Annotated in this window: 16 protein-coding genes; 6 read left to right on the top strand and 10 right to left on the bottom strand. The window is 71.1% G+C overall.

What is annotated here, in order from left to right; genetic code table 11:
• The first annotated feature begins 57 nt into the window (after positions 1-57).
• The 3 genes from AB0M70_RS17430 to AB0M70_RS17420 all read left to right on the top strand — a co-directional run bounded on the left by AB0M70_RS17430 (position 58) and on the right by AB0M70_RS17420 (position 2,554).
• Positions 58-729: a helix-turn-helix transcriptional regulator gene (locus tag AB0M70_RS17430; RefSeq protein WP_365820844.1), complete on the top strand. Its 672-nt coding sequence runs from the start codon at positions 58-60 to the stop codon at positions 727-729.
• A gap of 101 nt (positions 730-830) precedes the next feature.
• Positions 831-1,334, top strand: a complete 504-nt coding sequence (locus AB0M70_RS17425) for a hypothetical protein (RefSeq protein ID WP_365820843.1) — start codon at positions 831-833, stop codon at positions 1,332-1,334.
• A complete protein-coding gene (locus AB0M70_RS17420; protein WP_365820842.1) occupies positions 1,334-2,554 on the top strand; it encodes a DUF6545 domain-containing protein in 1,221 nt (406 codons plus the stop codon). Before AB0M70_RS17425 ends, AB0M70_RS17420 begins: the two co-directional genes overlap by 1 nt.
• On the opposite strand, the gene AB0M70_RS17415 is transcribed toward AB0M70_RS17420, so the two are convergent.
• From AB0M70_RS17415 to AB0M70_RS17405, 3 genes are all read right to left on the bottom strand, one after another.
• A complete protein-coding gene (locus AB0M70_RS17415; RefSeq protein WP_365820841.1) occupies positions 2,519-3,373 on the bottom strand; it encodes a YhjD/YihY/BrkB family envelope integrity protein in 855 nt (284 codons plus the stop codon). The two genes, AB0M70_RS17420 and AB0M70_RS17415, sit on opposite strands and share 36 nt — an antisense overlap.
• A gap of 71 nt (positions 3,374-3,444) precedes the next feature.
• Complete coding sequence (locus tag AB0M70_RS17410) at positions 3,445-4,845, bottom strand: hypothetical protein (RefSeq protein ID WP_365820840.1); 1,401 nt, start codon at positions 4,843-4,845, stop codon at positions 3,445-3,447.
• A complete protein-coding gene (locus tag AB0M70_RS17405) occupies positions 4,832-7,708 on the bottom strand; it encodes a peroxidase family protein (protein ID WP_365820839.1) in 2,877 nt (958 codons plus the stop codon). The genes AB0M70_RS17410 and AB0M70_RS17405 overlap by 14 nt, the downstream gene beginning before the upstream one ends.
• Positions 7,709-8,102: 394 nt before the next feature.
• Here AB0M70_RS17405 and AB0M70_RS17400 point away from each other — a divergent pair, with 394 nt between their 5' ends.
• Positions 8,103-9,383: a lipase family protein gene (locus AB0M70_RS17400; RefSeq protein ID WP_365820838.1), complete on the top strand. Its 1,281-nt coding sequence runs from the start codon at positions 8,103-8,105 to the stop codon at positions 9,381-9,383.
• Positions 9,384-9,407: 24 nt separating this feature from the next.
• On the opposite strand, the gene AB0M70_RS17395 is transcribed toward AB0M70_RS17400, so the two are convergent.
• Together AB0M70_RS17395 and AB0M70_RS17390 are read right to left on the bottom strand one after the other, a co-directional pair.
• Positions 9,408-9,812, bottom strand: a complete 405-nt coding sequence (locus tag AB0M70_RS17395) for a YchJ family protein (protein WP_365820837.1) — start codon at positions 9,810-9,812, stop codon at positions 9,408-9,410.
• A gap of 20 nt (positions 9,813-9,832) precedes the next feature.
• A complete protein-coding gene (locus tag AB0M70_RS17390) occupies positions 9,833-10,534 on the bottom strand; it encodes an FCD domain-containing protein (RefSeq protein WP_365820836.1) in 702 nt (233 codons plus the stop codon).
• Between the two features lie 189 nt (positions 10,535-10,723).
• Here AB0M70_RS17390 and AB0M70_RS17385 point away from each other — a divergent pair, with 189 nt between their 5' ends.
• Positions 10,724-11,233: a gluconokinase gene (locus tag AB0M70_RS17385; RefSeq protein WP_365820835.1), complete on the top strand. Its 510-nt coding sequence runs from the start codon at positions 10,724-10,726 to the stop codon at positions 11,231-11,233.
• Between the two features lie 67 nt (positions 11,234-11,300).
• The gene (locus AB0M70_RS17380) at positions 11,301-12,698 is read left to right on the top strand and encodes a gluconate:H+ symporter (RefSeq protein WP_365820834.1); all 1,398 of its coding nucleotides are present in this window, start codon (positions 11,301-11,303) and stop codon (positions 12,696-12,698) included.
• A 63-nt stretch (positions 12,699-12,761) separates the two neighbouring features.
• Here AB0M70_RS17380 and AB0M70_RS17375 read toward each other — a convergent pair whose 3' ends face one another.
• From AB0M70_RS17375 to AB0M70_RS17355, 5 genes are all read right to left on the bottom strand, one after another.
• A complete protein-coding gene (locus AB0M70_RS17375; protein ID WP_365820833.1) occupies positions 12,762-13,370 on the bottom strand; it encodes a cytochrome b/b6 domain-containing protein in 609 nt (202 codons plus the stop codon).
• Positions 13,342-14,082: a molybdopterin-dependent oxidoreductase gene (locus tag AB0M70_RS17370; RefSeq protein WP_365820832.1), complete on the bottom strand. Its 741-nt coding sequence runs from the start codon at positions 14,080-14,082 to the stop codon at positions 13,342-13,344. Before AB0M70_RS17370 ends, AB0M70_RS17375 begins: the two co-directional genes overlap by 29 nt.
• Before the next feature lie 80 nt (positions 14,083-14,162).
• A complete protein-coding gene (locus tag AB0M70_RS17365; RefSeq protein ID WP_365820831.1) occupies positions 14,163-15,731 on the bottom strand; it encodes an APC family permease in 1,569 nt (522 codons plus the stop codon).
• A 41-nt stretch (positions 15,732-15,772) separates the two neighbouring features.
• The gene (locus tag AB0M70_RS17360; protein WP_365820830.1) at positions 15,773-16,732 is read right to left on the bottom strand and encodes a hypothetical protein; all 960 of its coding nucleotides are present in this window, start codon (positions 16,730-16,732) and stop codon (positions 15,773-15,775) included.
• A 211-nt stretch (positions 16,733-16,943) separates the two neighbouring features.
• The gene (locus tag AB0M70_RS17355) at positions 16,944-18,599 is read right to left on the bottom strand and encodes an FAD-binding dehydrogenase (RefSeq protein WP_365820829.1); all 1,656 of its coding nucleotides are present in this window, start codon (positions 18,597-18,599) and stop codon (positions 16,944-16,946) included.
• Positions 18,600-18,616 lie beyond the last annotated feature (17 nt).

The raw sequence follows: 18,616 nt of genomic DNA, 5'->3' as shown, positions 1-18,616 counted from the left end.
CGAGGAACCTCTAGACTCCCCAGGCCCCTACGCCCCGGGCAGACAAGGAGCTTGGCTGTGAGTGATGGTGGTGATGAGCTGGCGCAGCGCGTGGCCGAGCGTCTGGAGCAGCTGTTCCAGAACGTCATACCCGCCCGGCTGGGCCGCCCCTGGACGGACCAGGAGGTCTCCGAGGCCACGGGCGTGCCGGTGGCCCGGATCGTCGGCCTGCGCCGCGGCCGTCCGCTCGAACCCCTGCACCGCGACCCTCCGCAGGAACAGATCTCCGCACGCTTCACCGACCGCCTCAACCACCTGCTGGCGCAGCGCGTGGACGAGCGTGGGCAGCGCTACTCGCTGCGGGCGGCGGCCAGGGCCTCGGGGATGTCGTCGACGTATCTCGACAAGCTGCTCGAAGGCCACAGCCAGCCCACCCTCTCGAAGCTGGCGCCGCTGGCGGCCTTTCTCCGCGTCGGCATCGACGCCCTCCTGACGGATGACCTCGGCTCCGTCGCGCACCACTTCGGGGTCCGGCGAGAAGCCCTCACGTACGACAGCAGCGAGCCGGTCGCCGTCGAACTGCAGGACACGCTCAAGGCATTGGCCGCCTATCGCCGTATCTCCCACAATCCCGCCGCCGCGCAGATCGCCTTCCGGATGGCGGGGCTCCCCCCGGGGCAGGCGTCAGAGGTCGCGGCCGTGATCGAGAGCCTGCTCGCGGAACCAGGCCCGCACGACAGCGCCTCCTAGCCTCAGATTCGCCACTGTGTCCGAGATCAGTCCGGTGGTCATAGGATCACTCGTACGTGGTCCTGACCCGACCGCGAGCGTCGAAACACTACGGGGGCACCATGCGAATCGGCCGTGAACGGCGGCGCGCGATCCGGCTCATCCGAGAACTCGATCTTCCGGAATTGCCCGTGCTCAAGGATGTCGTCGAGTCGGTGGCACGCGTACGCGACCGGCCGGTCGAGGTCCACCATCGCCGACTGCCCTCCGGACTCACCGGATTCTGCGCGCAGTTGGCCCACCGCGACGTCATCGTCATCGGTGACAGTGCCTCGCCCCTGAACAGGATTCTCACGGCCTGCCATGAGCTCGTGCACCTGTGGCGCGGGCACGCTCCGGCCCAAGGCGCCCTGTTCGACAGGGCCACCGTGCGCACCCTGCTGCCCGGGATGCACCCGGACGTCGTCCGCGGGGTCCTGATGGGGCGCTCCCATTACGGCTCCCCGCAGGAGCGGGAGGCGGAAGTGGTGGCCACCCAGCTGGTCACCATGCTGGACCTGCGGGCGGATCAGATCGGCAACGCCCAGCTCGCGGCTTCTCTGGCCCATCGCAGAACCGGTGTCTGATGACGGCCCTCAACACCGTCTACGTCACCCTCTACTTCCTCCTCAGCGGTCTGTCGGTCATGACGGCGGCCAGCAAGGTACTCGCGCTGCGCAACAACTCCGCCCGCTCCCTGAGCATCCTCGCCTGGGGGGCGCTGCTGGCCGCCGGTTCCTTTCTGCTCATGTATCCGGCGCTCTACCGCCGGCTCGGAGCCATCTCCGGCATCCCCACCTTCAGCACCTTGCTGATCTATCTGTGCCTCTTCGGCTTCGCCGTCAACTCGCATGTGGCGGTGCGCCTTTGGGGCCAGGACCACGGCGACGTCCCCCGTTCGGGTGTGCGCCGTCTGGTCCGCCCGGCCACGCTGTATCCGCCGCTCGGCATCGGCATGGTCACGCTCTACTTCCTGGCCGCCTTCCGTTACCCGCGGGACCTGGGGGCGGGGCGCATCACCGTCGACACCCACCCTCTGGTGGTCTTCTTCTTCGCCGTCACCTGGGTGGCCATCGCCACTCCCCTGCTCGCCACCGCTCGCCGGTGCGGCACGTTGCGCCTGGCCCAGCAGGACGAGCGCCCCTCGATCAGCCGCGGGCTGTACGCGGTGCAGATCGGGGCGCTCCTTCTGGGGACGTCGTTCGCGCTCAAGCTCCCGCCGCTGACGGCCAGTTCCTTCGGTGCCCATCACATCGACGTACTGCACCTCGGCGTGCCTCTCCTGAGCGGCGCCGGCATCCTTCTCGTGCAGTACGGCTACCTGGCGCCGGCCCTCGACGCCTGGATCGAGGAGCGCCGTGACTTCCGCACCCTCCACCCCCTGTGGGAACTGACCGTGCAGGTCGGCGATCCACGCCTGGCGCTCGCCCCGCCGGGCCCGCTCACGGAGAAGCTCGCCCTCAACGTCACGACGTGGTACCTGCCCCGCCGCATCATGGAGATCTCCGACGCCATCCACGCCCTGCACCCCTGGATGCGGCCCGAGCCCGCGGACGGTGTCCTGCGCTCGGCTCCCGCCTCCACCCCGCCACCGGACCTCACCGCCGCGTGCGCGGCCGCCACGCTCATCGATGCCATCGACCGCAAGCAGCAGGGCATTCCGCCCCGGCAGGACCTCCCCACGGCTCCCCTGCCTTCGGTCCCCCCGGCGGAGGAACGAGCCCACCTGGTCCGCGTGGCCACCGCGCTCCGGCACCCCGGCGCTCTGCCGTCAGAGCGGTCCTCCGGCCGGCAGTCCGCGCTGTAGCCGCCGCTCATGGACCAGGCGGCCCACCAGGGCCCCGCCGTACACGACGAAGCCCACCCCCACCAGCCAGGACTGCAGGATCAGCACGGTGCCGAACGGGCCGTACGTCACCGCGTTCGACGCGATCAGCGGGGAGAAGACGAACTGCGAGAAGACCCGCAGCCCGAGCAGCCCGAGGGCGGTCAGCGCGGCCCCGGGGGCCAGCGCCCGCCAGCGGACCCGGCCGCAGAGCAGCAGTCGCTGTGACCACCAGAAGAAGAGGAACACGCCGATGGTGTCGCCCACGGTGACGAGAGCGGTCTCGGCGGCGGACGACTCCTCCGGCGCGGGCAGCGTGACGAAGAGCAGCAGGACGAAGACCAGCACGGCCAGCCAGACGACGTGCCGCCACATGGTGTGCCAGCGCGCCGACGGCAGATCCCACGCACGTTCGTAGCCGGTCTGCACGGCGGACCCGAAGGTCACGCCGAACGCGGCCAGCGCGGCGAGGCCCAGGGCCGTGGTCCGTTGCAGCGCCCGCCCCGGCACACCGAAGAGCTGCTTGATCGCCTCCTCCGGCACCTCGGACACCCCGAGCCCCTGCACCAGCCACCGGGCGAACCCTTCGCCCCTCGCGAGGTCGGCCGCGGCGACCACGACCAGCAGCGGCACCAGAGTGAGGAAGCTCAGCGCCGCGAAGCCCATGGCACGGTGCATCAGCTCCATCTCCCGCCCCCGGTTCCAGGCGAGCCCGGCGAACGAGGAGGACGCCGGCAGGCGGCGGTGGAAGCGCGGGGGTCGACGTCCGTCGTCCGGCGGAGTATCGGGTGCTGAGGGCATGTCGGATCGAATACCCGCAATCCCCCCGAAGCCAGCCCGCGATACCGCCGAACGGGCACCTCACCGGGCGTCTAGGCTCCGTCCCACAGACCCTCGTGGCGGCGGTGTGCGGGGGTGAGGCCCTGCGTGAAGTACTTGTCGTAGTACTCGTTCTCCACGTGGTGGGCCTGCAGCCAGATGCCCGGCACGTGGATCGCGTCCGTGTGCGCGGGGAAGCGGCGGTGGGTGCGCAGGATGTACGTGCAGATGTCGCGGGCGCACTCGATCACCCGCTCCTCGTACTCGCTCGCCTCGGCGAGATAGCGCTGGCCGTAGTCCTCCCGGTAGATGCGGGTGAAGACGTCCTTGTCGCCGTAGACGCCGCCGGGGCCGAACTTCTCGCGGATCACCTCGTCCACCGCGTCGGACATCGACGCGAACGCGGGCGGGCACATCGCGGAGATCAGCTGCTCGCCGTCCGGCCCCTTCAGGCCCACCGGGTGCGAGCGGACGTTCGCGTACTTGGGGAGCGGGATGTGCCAGCGCCAGATGTCGGCCGGGCGCCAGCGCGGGGTGACGAAGGTGAACCCGAGCATCCTGCCGTAGGCGCGGGAGAACTTCGGGTCGCCCAGGGCGATCTGGGGGTTGATGGACGCGTGGATCCAGGCGCCCAGGCCCATCGCCTCCGCCACCAGCATCAGGTTCTGCAGCAGCAGGTCGGCCTCGATCTGGGTGCGCAGCGGACCGAGGGCCCCCAGCGGCAGCTTCAGCTCCCCGTTCAGGAAACCGTTCTTGATCCACTTCTGTACGCCCGCGGGACGGTAGAAGTTCCGGTCGTCCACCAGGGTGGGCCGCGCCCCGTCCGGCTGCGTGAGCAGGTACATCAGGGCGTTGATGTACTGGTGGGACAGGTCGACCACCGGGAAGAGGACCGTCGTGCCCGGCAGGTTCGACAGGAAGCGGTTGGAGTCGAGGTAGGCGGGGAAGTCCCGCAGGCCCTCCGCCACGTCGAGCCGGTGACCGAGGACCTTGACCTTGGCCTCCCGCGCGCGGGCGGTCAGGGTCGCGTCGTCGAAGGGTTCCTCGGGCGCCGGCGGCAGCTTCCTCAGGTAGTAGGTGCCCGTGTCGTTGATCAGGAAGAAGTGCGTGCCCTGCGCGTTGTCGGGGCTGCCCGCGGTGCGCCCCGCCATGGTCAGGTTCGGCTTCGCCATGATCGGTTTGCCGTCGCGCGGGTCCTCGAAGGGGCGGTCGGGCATGGTCAGCCCCGTACAGCCGGTGAGGGCGATCAGGACCGCCTCCTCCAGCTCGGTCAGGGGCTGGGGGGCGTCCTTGGAGACGTAGCTCATCGACCCGGCGGGGACGGTGGCGCCGCGGCTCACCCGGTGGGTGCGACGGCGCCAGACCGTCTCCAGAAGGGGACGTACGAAGAGGTCGGCGAGCCCGGGGTGGTGGCCGTTCGCCCGGCTGTCGGGTCCGGCCTCATCCGTTGGCATCGCTGCCTCCGTCCCGCGCCGGCTTGACCTGGCGCCATGGGGCGAACGCGCTCGCGTCACGGGACAGCAGACCCGCGAGGTCCGGGGCGTGCCGCTGGATCACGGACTTCATGCCGCTCTTCTCGACCCATTCGATGCCGAGCGGCGTGTAGATCTCGGGGCGGTAGTCGACGGTCAGGAAGCGGTCGCTCTGCAGGCGCCGGGTGGCCATCAGGATGAAGATGCGGAAGGCCGTGTCGCTGAAGCCGAAGCCGGTCGGCGGGTTCTCGGCGAACAGGCCGACCACGGTGTCGATCTCGTCGACCGAGCTGTAGACGTCCTTGAGGCGCGCGACGGTCTCCGGGTCCTGGCTCAGGTCCTCGAAACGGCGGATGCGCGGCTTGTGCAGGCCCGCACGGAAGTCGTTGTAGCGCGGCACGCCCCGCCTGCGGGTGCGGACGAGGTCGACGACCGACAGGTCGATGATCTCGCCGTCGCGCTCGAAGCGCTGCAGCGCGCGCGGGAAGTTGTTCAGGGTGATCGCGCCCGGGTGGGCGATGCCCAGCGAGTAGAGGGTGTCGGCCAGGCCCGTCTTGCGGATGGCGGCCTCCGCGGCGCCGCCCTGGATGTCCTGGAAGGTCAGGCTCTCCAGGCGCTGCCCGAAGTGGTGCTCGCGCATCACGTAGTCGTCGGGGATCAGCGGGTGCATCCGGTAGACGGTGACGAAGTCCTCGGTGAGGGAGTACGGCGCCGCGTGGTGGTCCGGCAGCGTCTTGGGGATGCCGGTCAGCGAGTGGGACTCCAGGAGCCACAGGCCCAGCTTGTTGAGCCAGTTGTTCGGCGGGCCCTCCCAGTTGGTGTGCAGGCCGAGGTCGATGGCCTCGGTGGCGAGGATCGCCGGGGTCCACTCCACCGTGTGAATCTTGGCGATGAGGGCGGAGACGACCAGACGCGCCGTGTGGTAGACGCTGTCCTCGCTCATCGCCGGGTACTCGCGGCGCAGGGCGGCGCAGACCGCGTTGTGTTCACGGGCGAAGAGGGTGTGCATGGCGCTGAGGCCGAGCCACCAGCTTTCGTTGAAGCCGGTGAGCGGGATGCCGTTCTGGCCGGTGGGCAGGTGGCCGTCCTCCAGGCGCAGGTCGGCGCTGCCGTCGGCCTCGCGCAGGAACCTCGCGGTCTGCTCGTCGGCGCCGTACACCTCGGAACCGTCCCACCAGTGGGACGCCGTGTTGGCGAAGAGGATCGGTGGCTGGTTGCCGGGGAGCTGGATGCCCTCGTTCTCGGCGAAGCGCATGACGTTCTCGGGCGGCCCGCCCGGGGTGTTGTGCCAGGTGCTGCCGGGCGGCAGCGGGACCTCGACCGACTTGGTGCCGGTCGGGTAGCGGCCGTGGTTGACCCAGTCGTGGACCTGGAACTGGATCCAGGCGGCGGCCAGGATGTTGAGCGAGGTCGCGGGCACGAAGGTGTCGCGCTGCAGGAGCGTGCGGCTGACGGTGACCGGGTTCGGGGTGTCGAAGAGATCGGGCCGGTAGTCCGGCTTCAGGTTGCGGCCGAAGGCCGCGCCCACGGCTCCCATCTTGGGCGCGGAGAGGTCGTTGTACGTGCCGTCGTACGACCGGGCCGTGCGCAGCCGTTCGTCGGCGGACGGCGGCACCCGGACGGCCTTCGGCGGCGCCTCGTGGACGTCGGTGTCGATGAGGTTGAGGCGCCGGAGCACCTTGCGCAGATAGACCAGGTTGAGCAGGCTCGCCTCCAACGGCAGCTTGTACCACGGCACATAGCGGTTGAGCGCGCCGAAGAACCGGCCGACGGGGATGCCGAGGAGGGTGTTGCGCAGCGGCTCCTCGGTGGTGAAGCGCAGGCCCTGGCGGTGGGCGACGCTCGCTTCGTACGCGGCCTTGCGGGCGCGGTTGAGGTTGCCGAGGGGGCGGAACTCGTCGGTGGTGTACCAGGGGTTGAAGGCGAGCTCCTCGACCCGGCCGGCCGCCGCCTGCGCGTCGGCGGTGGCCAGGTCCTGGCGTGGCACGGTGAGGCGCGCGACGGGCACCGGGGGCGCGACGTTGTCCTTCCACTCCACGGAGCCGTCCTCGATGGGCGTGCGCTGCTCGTCCACGTACCGCTGGACGCACAGGTCGAAGACGACGTCCGAGGTGATGAGGCGGTGCGCGAGCTCCCGGTGCAGGAAGCCCGGGTCGCGGCGCTCGGGCTTGGGGTCGGGGGCGCTGCCCAGGACGGGACGCAGCAGGTAGCGGACGGGGCCCGACTCGCCCCAGAGGATGGCGCCGCGGCTCCAGTACGTCTCCTTGGCGAGGCTGTCGACCTTGTGCCGGGTGGCGGCCTGGATGTTGCGCCGCATCCGCGTCGCGGTGGAGAACCCGACGGCGAGCGGCAGCTTCACGAACAGGCCGAAGGCCTTCTGCAGGGTGCTGTTCGCGCCCGCCATGGCCTTGGCGAAGGCCACGAACTCGCGGGCGTCGCGGGCGTGCGACACCGGGAAGTTGGTGGCAAGGAGGTCGTGGCTCTCCTCGTCCGACACCGTCACGCGCACGGCCACGCCCCGCAGATCGGCCACGGCGTCGGGCTGCCGGGTGCCGCTGGCGTTGGAGAGCCGCACGGTCGCCGCGTACTCGGCGCCCGGCCGGGCGAATCCGCCGCGCAGGGCTTCGGGGAGGTCCTCGTGGAAGGTGAGGCGGGCGTTCTCCACGCCGAGCGCGGGTTTCGCGTGCTGGGTGCGCGCGAGCGAACCGGCGTCACTGGTACGGCGGTTCTTCGCCTGGACCTTCATGATCTCGCGGGCCAGGCGCTCGAAGAGGCGGTGCTCCGCCTCGGGGCTGCCGCCCACGTATCGCTCGTAGGTCTGCTCGTACTGTCCGGTGTCGGCCATCAGGCGATTCCTTCGCACGCAGGCTTACGGGACGGGGCTGGGACACGTTGCAGAGCCCTGTCCGAGGACAGGGCTCTAGGACGCTACTGGCGGCGCCGGACGGCCGCAGCGCGGGTTCCCGCCTATGTGCGGGGCGCGGTCCCGGCCTCGAACAGGCAGGCGGGCGGCGGCATTTGGGCCTGTCGGGCGCCCGGAGGCGGCCGTGGAAGGCGGCGCGGGTGATCGTGCGGCTGTCCCTCTGGGGTCTTCTCTCACAGCAACCCCAGGAGCGGGGCGCGCCGGTGGCCGGTCCGTGACGGGTGGGCGGGGCCCGGGCGCGCGCGAGTTGACTGCGGACCGGGCCGGTGGTGTGCTCGCAACTCCGTTGCCGTCGCCGCACGTTCCGGGGGGAACCATGCGCGACCACCACGTCCGCGCTCCGTCCTTCAGCGATCTGCGCCGCCCGTTCAAGGCCGGTCCGGACATCGGTCCCGGGCCCGGCTTCCCGGTCTATCCGGACCTGGTGGAACGGCTGGTGGCGGAGAAGTCGCAGCCCGATCCGGAGGGCGTGGTCCCGCACGCGCTCGCGACGTGCGCGGCGTACTCGTACGCCGGCACCGCCGAGGACGCCGACCCGGAGACGCTCGCCATGATCATGGCGCGCCTCGGTCTCGAGGAGAACCGCTGCCGGGTCTTCGAGCAGCGGGTGGGCGCGATGTACATCGCCTCGGCGGCGTACCTGCTGCAGGACAAGGACCGGCGGGTGGTGATCCTCTGCTACCGCGGCACCCAGCCCGAGGACATCATCAGCATCCTCACCGACGCCGACGTACGGCCCGAGACGCTGCGCGTGGCCCTCGGGAACGAGCAGTACGACGTCCACGCGGGCTTCTACCGCAACATGCGGGCCTCGCGGTACCTGGTCATGCAGGCCCTGGAGCGGGCGCTGCGCGGCGAGTCCGTCGACCCCGACGAGCAGGGCACGGTGGGCGACGGGATGGAGGCGCTCTACATCACCGGGCACAGCCTGGGCGGTGCGATGGCGGCGCTGATGGGCGTCGTGCTGACCCACGAGCCGCGTTACGCCGCTGTCGCGGAACGTCTGAGGGCCGTCTACACCTTCGGCCAGCCCATGCTGGGCGGGCCGGAGCTGGCCCGCGCCTGCCACGAGGCCCGCGACCCGCGGGGCGTGCACGTGCTGCGTGACCGGCTCATCCGCTACATCTACGACCGTGACGTCGTGCCCGCGCTGCCGCCGCGCCCGGTCGGGCCCTACGCACCCTTCGGCCGCGAGTTCCACTACCGGGGGCGGCGTGGCCTGGCCGACGGCGCCTTCTCGCTGGTGGCGGACGCGCTGACCGAGGCGCTCGCCCTGCCCGGCGATCTGCTCGGCGGCAGGCTGCGTGCCATGGCAGGGCAGCGGGCGAAAGCGGTGGGGCGGGCCGTGGAGGGCCTTGCGCGAGGCCCGCGCCGGGAGGCCGGCTGGGTCGAGGTGCGCGAACCGGCGCCGCCCTACCCGCAGATGGACAGCCTCGCCGGGCTCGCGGTGGTGGCGCCCCTGGCGTTCTTCGCGACGCGCCTCGCGCTGACCCGCACGATCCCGTTCACGTACTCCTTCGAGGACCACGGGCCGGGGCACTACGTGAACGCGCTGGCTCCGCCGGGGGTCATGAGCGAGTACGGCGATGTCCTGTGAGGCGGCGGCAGGCGCCCAGGAGCCCTAGTCGATGAACTCTCCCTCGACGTAGACCCACACCCCGTCGACGCGCTCGAAGCGGCTGCGCTCGTGCAGGGCGTCGGGGCGGCCCCCGTCGGTGTAGCGGGCCCGGAACTCGACCGTGCCGGTGGTGTGGAACGCGGTGCCGTCGGCCGTGTCCAGGATCTCCAGGCCGACCCAGCGCAGGCCCGAGTCGAACTCGACGCGGGGCGGCCGGGTGCGGGGATGCCAGGTGCGCAGGAGGTACGCCTCGTCCTTGACGGCGAAGGCGCAGTACCGGGAGCGCATCAGCTCCTCGGGCACGGCGGCCACGGCCTCGCCGCCGTGCAGCCGTCCGCAGCACTTCTCGTACGGCTGGGGGTGGCCGCAGGGGCAGGTGGTCTGGGGGCGGGGGGCACGTCGGGACATGCGGACCATTGTCCCCGACGCTACGGGGCGAGAATGTCCAGCTCGTGCAGCGCCCCGACCGCGATCTCCCGGGTCAGCTCCTCCGCGCGCACCGGATCACCCTCGCGCACCGCCTCCGCGAGCCTCACGTGGAGGGTGACGGCGGCCGGGTCCGGGTCCTCGAACATGACCTGGTGGTGGGTGCGGCCCGCGAGGACCTCCGCGACGACGTCACCGAGGCGGGCGAACATCTCGTTGCCCGACGCGTTCAGGACGATGCGGTGGAAGTTGATGTCGTGGAAGAGGTAGCCCTCCAGCTGCTGGCCCCGCGAGGTGGCGACCATGCCGAGGGCGCATTCGGTGAGGGCGGCGCACTGCTCGGGAGTGGCGTGCTGGGCGGCGAGCCCGGCGGCGGCCGGTTCGATCGCCGAGCGCAGGACCGTGAGGGAGCGCAGCTGGCGGGGCCGGTCGGCGCCGGCCAGACGCCACCGGATGACCTGGGGGTCGTAGACGTTCCACTCCGCGGTGGGCCGCACCGTCACGCCGACCCGGCGCCGGGACTCGACCAGGTGCATCGACTCCAGGACCCGCACCGCCTCGCGCACGACGGAGCGTGACACCTCGAAGCGCTGGGCCAGCTCGTCCGTGCGCAACACACTGCCCGGCGGGTACTCGCCGCCGGTGATGGCGGGCCCGAGGCTTTCCAGTACGCGAGCGTGCAGCCCACGGGCCTGATCGGTCATGTCGTCAGGGTATGTGGGGACCCACGGGAACAAAAAGTCAGACTTTTGTGTCACAGCCTCTTGAATTTGTCGGACCTAATGGGTTTCAGTGACGTGAACGAGCCACGGGTCTCCCCCGTCCCGTGGCTCGTTCCGGACCGACGGCTCGTTTCGGACCGATGTCGAAGAAGACAGCGAGGCAGCACAGCGATGAGCACCCCCCATGTCGTCGTGGTGATGGGCGTGGCAGGAACCGGCAAGACAACGATCGGTCCCCTGCTCGCGGCACAGCTCGGCGTTCCCTACGCCGAGGGCGACGACTTCCACCCCCCGGCGAACATCGCCAAGATGTCGGCCGGGACCCCGCTGACCGACGACGACCGCTGGCCGTGGCTCGATGCCATCGGTGCCTGGGCCCACGGCAGGGCCGGGCTCGGCGGTGTGGTCAGCAGCTCGGCGCTGAAGCGCAGCTATCGCGACCGGCTGCGGGCCGCGGCCCCCGGCGTCGTCTTCGTGCACCTCACCGGTGACCGGGCCCTCATCGAGGACCGGATGTCGCACCGCCAGGGCCACTTCATGCCGACGGCCCTGCTCGACTCGCAGTTCGCCACGCTGCAGCCGCTCGGCGCGGACGAGGCGGGCGTCGCGGTCGACGTCACCGGCAGTCCGGAGGAGATCAGCGAGCGGGCCTTCCAGGCTCTGGGCTCGCTCGACCAGTAGTCCCCCGTAGTTCCCCGTAAGCCCCCGTCCCCCGCACCCCCCTCCCCTGACGTACAAGGAAGACACCGTGACCAGTCTCAGCGTTGAGATGCTGGCAGCGGACGCCGTCGAGCCGATCACCTCCGCTGGCCATGCCCAGCTGGGTGTCGCCGTCCTCGCGGGCATCGCCGTCATCGTCCTGCTCATCACGAAGTTCAAGCTGCACGCGTTCCTGGCCCTGACCATCGGTTCGCTCGCCCTCGGCGCCTTCGCGGGCGCCCCGCTCGACAAGGCGATCGCCAGCTTCACCGCAGGTCTGGGCTCGACGGTCGCGGGCGTGGGTGTGCTGATCGCGCTCGGCGCGATCCTCGGCAAGCTGCTCGCCGACTCCGGCGGCGCGGACCAGATCGTCGACACGATCCTCGCCAAGGCGGGCGGGCGCTCCATGCCGTGGGCGATGGTCCTGATCGCCTCGGTGATCGGGCTTCCGCTCTTCTTCGAGGTCGGCATCGTGCTGCTGATCCCGGTCGTCCTGATGGTCGCCAAGCGGGGCAACTACTCGCTGATGCGGATCGGCATCCCGGCCCTGGCCGGCCTGTCCGTGATGCACGGGCTCATCCCGCCGCACCCCGGCCCGCTGGTCGCGATCGACGCGGTGGACGCGAACCTCGGCATCACCCTCGCGCTCGGCGTGCTCGTCGCCATCCCGACGGTGATCATCGCCGGACCGGTCTTCTCGAAGTACGCGGCGAAGTGGGTGGACGTCCCCGTCCCCGAGAAGATGACGCCGCAGCGTCCCTCGGAGGACCTGGAGAAACGCCCCGGGTTCGGCGTGACGGTCGCGACCGTGCTGCTGCCCGTCGTGATGATGCTGGCCAAGGCCCTGGTCGACATCATCGTCGACAACCCCGAGCACACCGTTCAGCGCGTCTTCGACGTCGTCGGCTCGCCGCTGATCGCGCTGCTCGCGGCGGTCATCGTGGGCATGTTCACGCTGGGCCGTGCGGCCGGGTTCACCAAGGGGCAGCTCTCGACCACCGTCGAGAAGTCGCTCGCGCCGATCGCCGGTGTGCTGATGATCGTCGGTGCGGGCGGTGGCTTCAAGCAGACCCTCATCGACTCCGGTGTCGGCAAGATGGTCCTGGAGATCTCCGAGGACTGGTCGATTCCGGCGCTGCTGCTCGCGTGGCTGATCGCCGTGGTGATCCGCCTCGCCACGGGTTCGGCGACCGTCGCCACCATCTCGGCCGCGGGCCTGGTGGCACCGCTGGCCGCGAACATGTCCGACACGCACACGGCGCTGCTCGTCCTTGCCATCGGAGCGGGTTCGCTCTTCTTCTCGCATGTGAACGACGCGGGGTTCTGGCTGGTGAAGGAGTACTTCGGGATGAGCGTCGGGCAGACGATCAAGACGTGGTCCGTTATGGAGACGATCATCTCCGTGGTCGCGGGTGGGTTCGTGCTGCTGCTGTCCCTGGTGATCTAGCCGGGGTCAGAACGTCCTCGAACGCCGGACGGGCCGGAACATCCAGCCCGTCCGGCGTTTGCTTTACCTGCGCCACAGCGGATGCCGACGTTCCGCCCACTCCGGGTCCACCGACCCGGTCCGCATCCCCCGCCGCGCCTCCGGGTCCGCCCACGCCATCCCCACGTGCCCGGCGATCACCACGCCCAGCGCGAGGGCCAGCCAGTCGTGGACGAACGTGCTTCCCGTACGCCAGGCCAGCGGCGCGAGGTCCGTGAACCACATCAGCAGGCCCGTGCCCAGCATCACCAGGACCGCCCCCGCCAGCCAGCCCGCGTACAGCTTCTGGCCCGCGTTGAACTTTCCCGCCCTGCGGTGCGGGTTGCGGCGCCGCAGCCAGGCCCTGTCGTGCGGCCCGAAGCGGTTCAGGAGGCGCAGGTCGCCGCGGAAGGCGCGGGAGGCGAGCCCCGCCAAAAAGGGGGCCGGGAGCAGCAGGCCCGACCATTCGTGAACGGTCACCACCAGCGCGCGGCGCCCCACGAGCTCGGCGAGCTGCGGGAGGTACAGACACGCCGCGGTCGCGACGCAGATCCCCATCAGGAGGGCCGTCACCCGGTGCACCCAGCGCTGTGCCGGGCTGAACCTCCGTACCCGTGACGTCACTTCAGGCCGTGGGCTCGTCGTCCCTGCCATTCGAATCACCCACCCACGCGTCGACGTCGTAGCCCCGCTTCTCCCAGTAGCCCGGCTCCACCTCGTCCGTGAGCGTGATCCCGGAGAGCCACTTCGCCGACTTGTAGAAGTACATCGGGGCGACGTAGAGGCGGGCCGGGCCGCCGTGGGTGTGGCCCAGGTCCTTGTCCTGCATGCGCAGCGCCACCAGGACGTCCGCGCGCCGGGCCTGCTTCAGGGTCAGGCTCTCGCTGTACGTCCCGTCGAAGCAGGTGAAGCGGACGGCGCGGGCGGTGGGGCGTACGCCTGCCGCGTCGAGCAGGCGGGAGAGCCGCACGCCCTCGAAGGGGGTGGCCGGCACCCGCCAGCCCGTCACGCACTGGACGTCACGCACCAGGCGGGTCTGCGGCAGGGCGCGCAGATCGGCCAGGGTGTAATCGGCCTCGCGGTCCACCAGGCCGTCGATCTTCAGGCGGTAGGTCGACGCGTTCTTGCGCGGGACGGACGCGGCCACCGAGTAGTAGCGGAAGCCGCCGCCGTTCGGGAGCAGGTCCGTCAGGCCCGTGGGGTCCTTGTCGGAGGCGGCGCCGAGGAACGTCTCCAGGCCTCGCTGGAGCGGTGGCGCGGCGGCCACGCCCAGGGCGCCGAGGCCGAGCTTGCCCAGGACCAGACGGCGGCCGACCGGCGCGCCGCCGTGGTCCTCTTCGGGCGGGTGCTGAGGAGAGGTGGTCACCCTCCGATTCGAGCACCCGCGGCCCCCGGGGTACAGGGGCCGCGGGTGTCCGTCAGCGTTCCGTCACATTCGGCGGGCCCCTACTCGCCCGGTGTCTTCGCCGCCTTCTCCAGCTGGAACGCCTCGTTGCCCAGGCCGATCCGGGCGTGCGCCTCCGGCTTGGCCGAGCGCAGGAACAGGCCGTAGGCCACGCCGATGAGGGCGGCGAGCAGGATGATGCCGGGCAGCACCCAGCTGAGTGCCGAGCCGGAGTCCGCGCCGACCAGGACGTCGAAGTCCTTGACGGTGTAACCGGCGATGACGAGCAGGCCGGCCGCGGCGAGCGCGGACGCGGTGATGCGCCAGGCCTGGGCGCGCGCGGCGCCGCGTCGCACGAAGAAGACGATGACCGCGACGGACGCCGTGGCCATCAGGAGGATGACGCCGAGGGCACCGATGTTGCCGCCCCAGGTGAACAGGTGCAGGACCGGGGCGGTCGGGTCGCCGAACGGGCCGTCGTCGGTGACCGCGAAGGCCACGACGATCAGCACGGAGATGACCGTCTGGAGCAGCGAGCCGGTGCCGGGGGCGCCGGTGGAGGTGTTGGTCCTGCCGAACGCGGCGGGCAGCAGACCCTCGCGGCCCATGGCGAAGGCGTACCGCGCGACCACGTTGTGGAAGGAGAGGATCGCCGCGAACATGCCCGTCACGAACAGGACGTGGAGTACGTCGGTGAAGGTGCCGCCGAGCCGGGACTCGGTGAGCCCGAAGAGCAGCCCCGCGCTCTGTTCCTGCGCGGCGGAGACGATGCCGGAGGGGCCCGCGGCGACCGAGAGCGCCCAGGAGCTGATCGCGAAGAAGATCGCGACGAAGCCCACCGCGAAGAACATCACGCGGGCGACGACGACCTGCGGGCGGTCGGTCTCCTCCGCGTACACGGGGGCCTGCTCGAAGCCGGTGAAGGCGGCGATGCAGAAGCAGAGCGAGGTGGCGACGCCCGCGCCCGTGAGGGTGTCGAAGTTGAACGCGTGCAGGGACAGGCCTTCCTTGGCCGGGTCCGCGATGGCCGCGATGTCGAAGATGACGACGAGCGCCACCTCGATGAGCAGCAGCACGCCGAGGACGCGCGCGTTCAGGTCGATCTTCAGCCAGGCGAGCACGGCGACGACGGCCACGGTGACAAGTGCCGGTATCCACCAGGCCACTTCGACGTCGAAGTAGGTGTGGAGCAGCCCGGACACCTCGAAGCCGAGGAGGCCGTAGAGCCCCGCCTGCAGGACGCTGTAGGCGACGAGCGCGACCAGCGAGGCGCCCGCGCCCGCGGTGCCTCCCAGGCCCCTCGATATGTACGCGTAGAACGCGCCCGCGTTGTGGACGTGGCGGCTCATCTCGGCGTACCCGAAGCTGAACAGGCCGAGGACGACGCCGAGGATGAGGAAGAGCAGCGGCTGTCCGACCACGCCCATCACGCCGTATGTGGTGGGCATGACACCGGCGACGACCATGAGCGGTCCGGTCGCCGCGAGCACGGACAGCAGGAGGCCCGCCGTGCTGAGCCGGCCGGCGCGCAGGGCCGTCTCCTGACCCTTGTACGTGCTGATCCCGCTGCCGTCGGCGGCTTTGCTCGCGGGTCGCGTGTCGCTCGTGCTGCTCGAACTGCCCGTCGCCATGGCGCGGTTGTCCTTTCGGGTGGGCCGGTTGGTGCGGTGGGTCAGGCGGAGCCGAGCGCGGCGCCGCGCGCGGCGGTGAACGCCTTGTACGGGTCCCGGTCCGGGTACGACCAGGGGGCTCGGGTCGCGTGCCGCCCGATGCGGTGGAAGAGGGCGGCCGCCTCGGCCGCCCGGCCCTCGCAGAACTTGGCGTGGGCGAGGAAGTTGAGGTCGACGAGGCCGCGCGGATGGGCCCCGGTCGTGGGCATCTGCCACTCCAGCCACCAGTCGAAGGCGGCCTTCATGACCTGCCGGGCCCGGCGTCCCGTCCAGTGCTCGGAGGCCGCCGGGTTCACGGGCTCGCTGCCCGCGGCGGCGAGCACGCGGTAGCGCTCGGCGTGCGCGATGACCGGCAGGACCGCCAACGGCGAGTCCTCGGGCGCCTGTTCGGCCGCCCAGGCGGCGAAGTCGTACACCTCGTGCAGCGGGTCCTGGCCCGCGGCGGGGCGCCGTTCGGCGAGCCTGGCCACCATCAGGTGGTGGGCGTGGTGGTGCTCGGGATGCCGGTGGCGGACCTCGTCGAAGAGCCGGACGACGTCCTCCTCACGGCCGAGGGAACGCTCCAGGGTGAGCAGCGCGAGCCACGGCGTGGGGTCGGCCGGCAGCAGCGCGGCCACTTCACGGCAGGCGTCCCGCGCCTTCTCGGAGCGCCCCTTGCCACGCAGCGCCAGGTGCACGGAGGCATAGGCGAGCAGCACGCGGACATCGGTGCTCTCCGGCTCGGCGAGCCGCCAGTCACGGGCCCAGGCGGTGGTGGTGTGCTCCTGCGCGAGTACGTCGAACCGGTGGCCCCTGCGGTCCCAGTCGTCGCCGGTGGCAGCGAGCAGTGCCCGGACCTCGGTCCAGCGGCCCTGCGCCAAGGCGGTGCGGGCGTCCACGAGTTCGGTGTCGTCGAGTGCGGGGTCGAAGGCGTAGGCCGCTCGCTTGCGGGAACGGCCCAAGGGGGGTGGGGGTGGTGACACCGCGGGACTTCCTCCCCGGCGCGGCTCGCGTACGGATGATCACGCACAGCAAAGCGGTAGGCAGCCCTCCAGTCAAGGTCTGCCTTACCCGGGCCCCTTCACCAACTCGTTTCAGAATCCTCAGACTTCACCCCCGACCTGCGGTGTTGACCGACAGGACACGATTCGGACAAGCGGCGACGATCAAGCCACGGCGCGACGAACGCGGCGATCAGCCAACCGACTTGGCCGCCGCCCGGCCCGCGGTGCGCCCCGAGAAGAGGCAGCCACCGAGGAACGTGCCTTCGAGCGAGCGGTAGCCGTGCACTCCCCCGCCGCCGAAACCGGCCGCCTCTCCTGCCGCGTACACACCGGGCAGCGGTTCGCCGCCCTGGGCCAGGACGCGCGAGGACAGGTCGGTCTCCAGGCCGCCGAGGGTCTTGCGGGTGAGGATGTTGAGCCGCACCGCGACGAGCGGGCCCGCCTTGGGGTCGAGGATGCGGTGCGGGGCGGCGGCCCTGATGAGCCGGTCGCCGAGGAACTTGCGGGCGCCGTGGATCGCGGTGACCTGGAGGTCCTTGGTGAAGGGGTTGGCGATCTCGCGGTCGCGCGCGGTGATGGTGCGGCGCAGCGCGGCCTCGTCGATGAGGGGTTCCTTGGTGAGCGCGTTCATGCCGCGCACCAGGGAGGAGAGGTCCTTCTCCACGACGAAGTCGGCGCCGTTGTCCATGAACGCCTTCACCGGTGCCGCCACATCGGCGCGCGCCCGGTCGATGACGCCGCGCACGGACTTGCCGGTGAGGTCGGGGTTCTGTTCGGAGCCGCTGAGCGTGAACTCCTTGCCGATGATGCGCTGGTTGAGCACGAACCAGGTGTATTCGTACCCGGACTTCATGATGTGTTCGAGCGTGCCGAGGGTGTCGAAGCCGGGGAAGAGCGGCACGGGCAGGCGGTCGCCGCGCGCGTCGAGCCAGAGCGAGGAGGGGCCCGGCAGGATGCGGATGCCGTGGTTGTCCCAGATGGGGTTCCAGTTCTGGATGCCCTCGGTGTAGTGCCACATGCGGTCGCGGTTGATGAGCCGCGCGCCCGCGTCCTCGGTGATGCCGAGCATCCGGCCGTCGACGTGCGCGGGTACGCCGGAGACCATCCGCTCCGGCGGGGTGCCGAGGCGCTCGGGCCAGTTGGCGCGCACGAGGTCGTGGTTGCCGCCGATGCCGCCGGAGGTGACGATCACCGCCTGGGCCCTGAACTCGAAGGAGCCGGTGACCTCACGGCTGCTGGCCGTGCCGCGCTCGGCGTCGGAGGGTTCGAGAACCTCGCCGCTCACGGTGTCGACGCTGCCCGCGCTGCGGGACAGGGCCGAGACCCGGTGGCGGAACTTGAGCTGGACGAGGCCGCGGGCGACGCCCTCGCGCACCCGGCGCTCGAAGGGGGCGACGAGGCCGGGACCCGTGCCCCAGGTGATGTGGAAGCGCGGCACGGAGTTGCCGTGCCCCTGCGCGTCATAGCCGCCGCGCTCGGCCCAGCCCACCACGGGGAAGAACCGCACGCCCTGCCCGTACAGCCAGGGCCGCTTCTCGCCCGCGGCGAAGTCGACGTACGCCTCGGCCCATTTGCGGGGCCAGTGGTCCTCGGGGCGGTCGAAGGCGGCCGTGCCCATCCAGTCCTGGAGGGCCAGGGCGCGGGAGTCCTTGATGCGGAGCCTGCGCTGCTCCGGGGAGTCGACGAAGAAGAGCCCGCCGAAGGACCAGTGCGCCTGGCCGCCGAGCGACTGCTCGGGCTCCTGGTCGACGAGGATGACCCGGCGGCCCGCGTCGACGAGTTCCGCGGTGGCGGCGAGACCGGCGAGGCCCGCGCCGATCACGATGACGTCTGCGTCGTAGGCCATCCGGGGGTTCCTCCTAA

This window comes from Streptomyces sp. NPDC051214, from assembly GCF_040682375.1.
In the GTDB taxonomy this organism is placed as follows: domain Bacteria; phylum Actinomycetota; class Actinomycetes; order Streptomycetales; family Streptomycetaceae; genus Streptomyces.
This window is presented reverse-complemented; position numbering and strand designations above follow the sequence as displayed.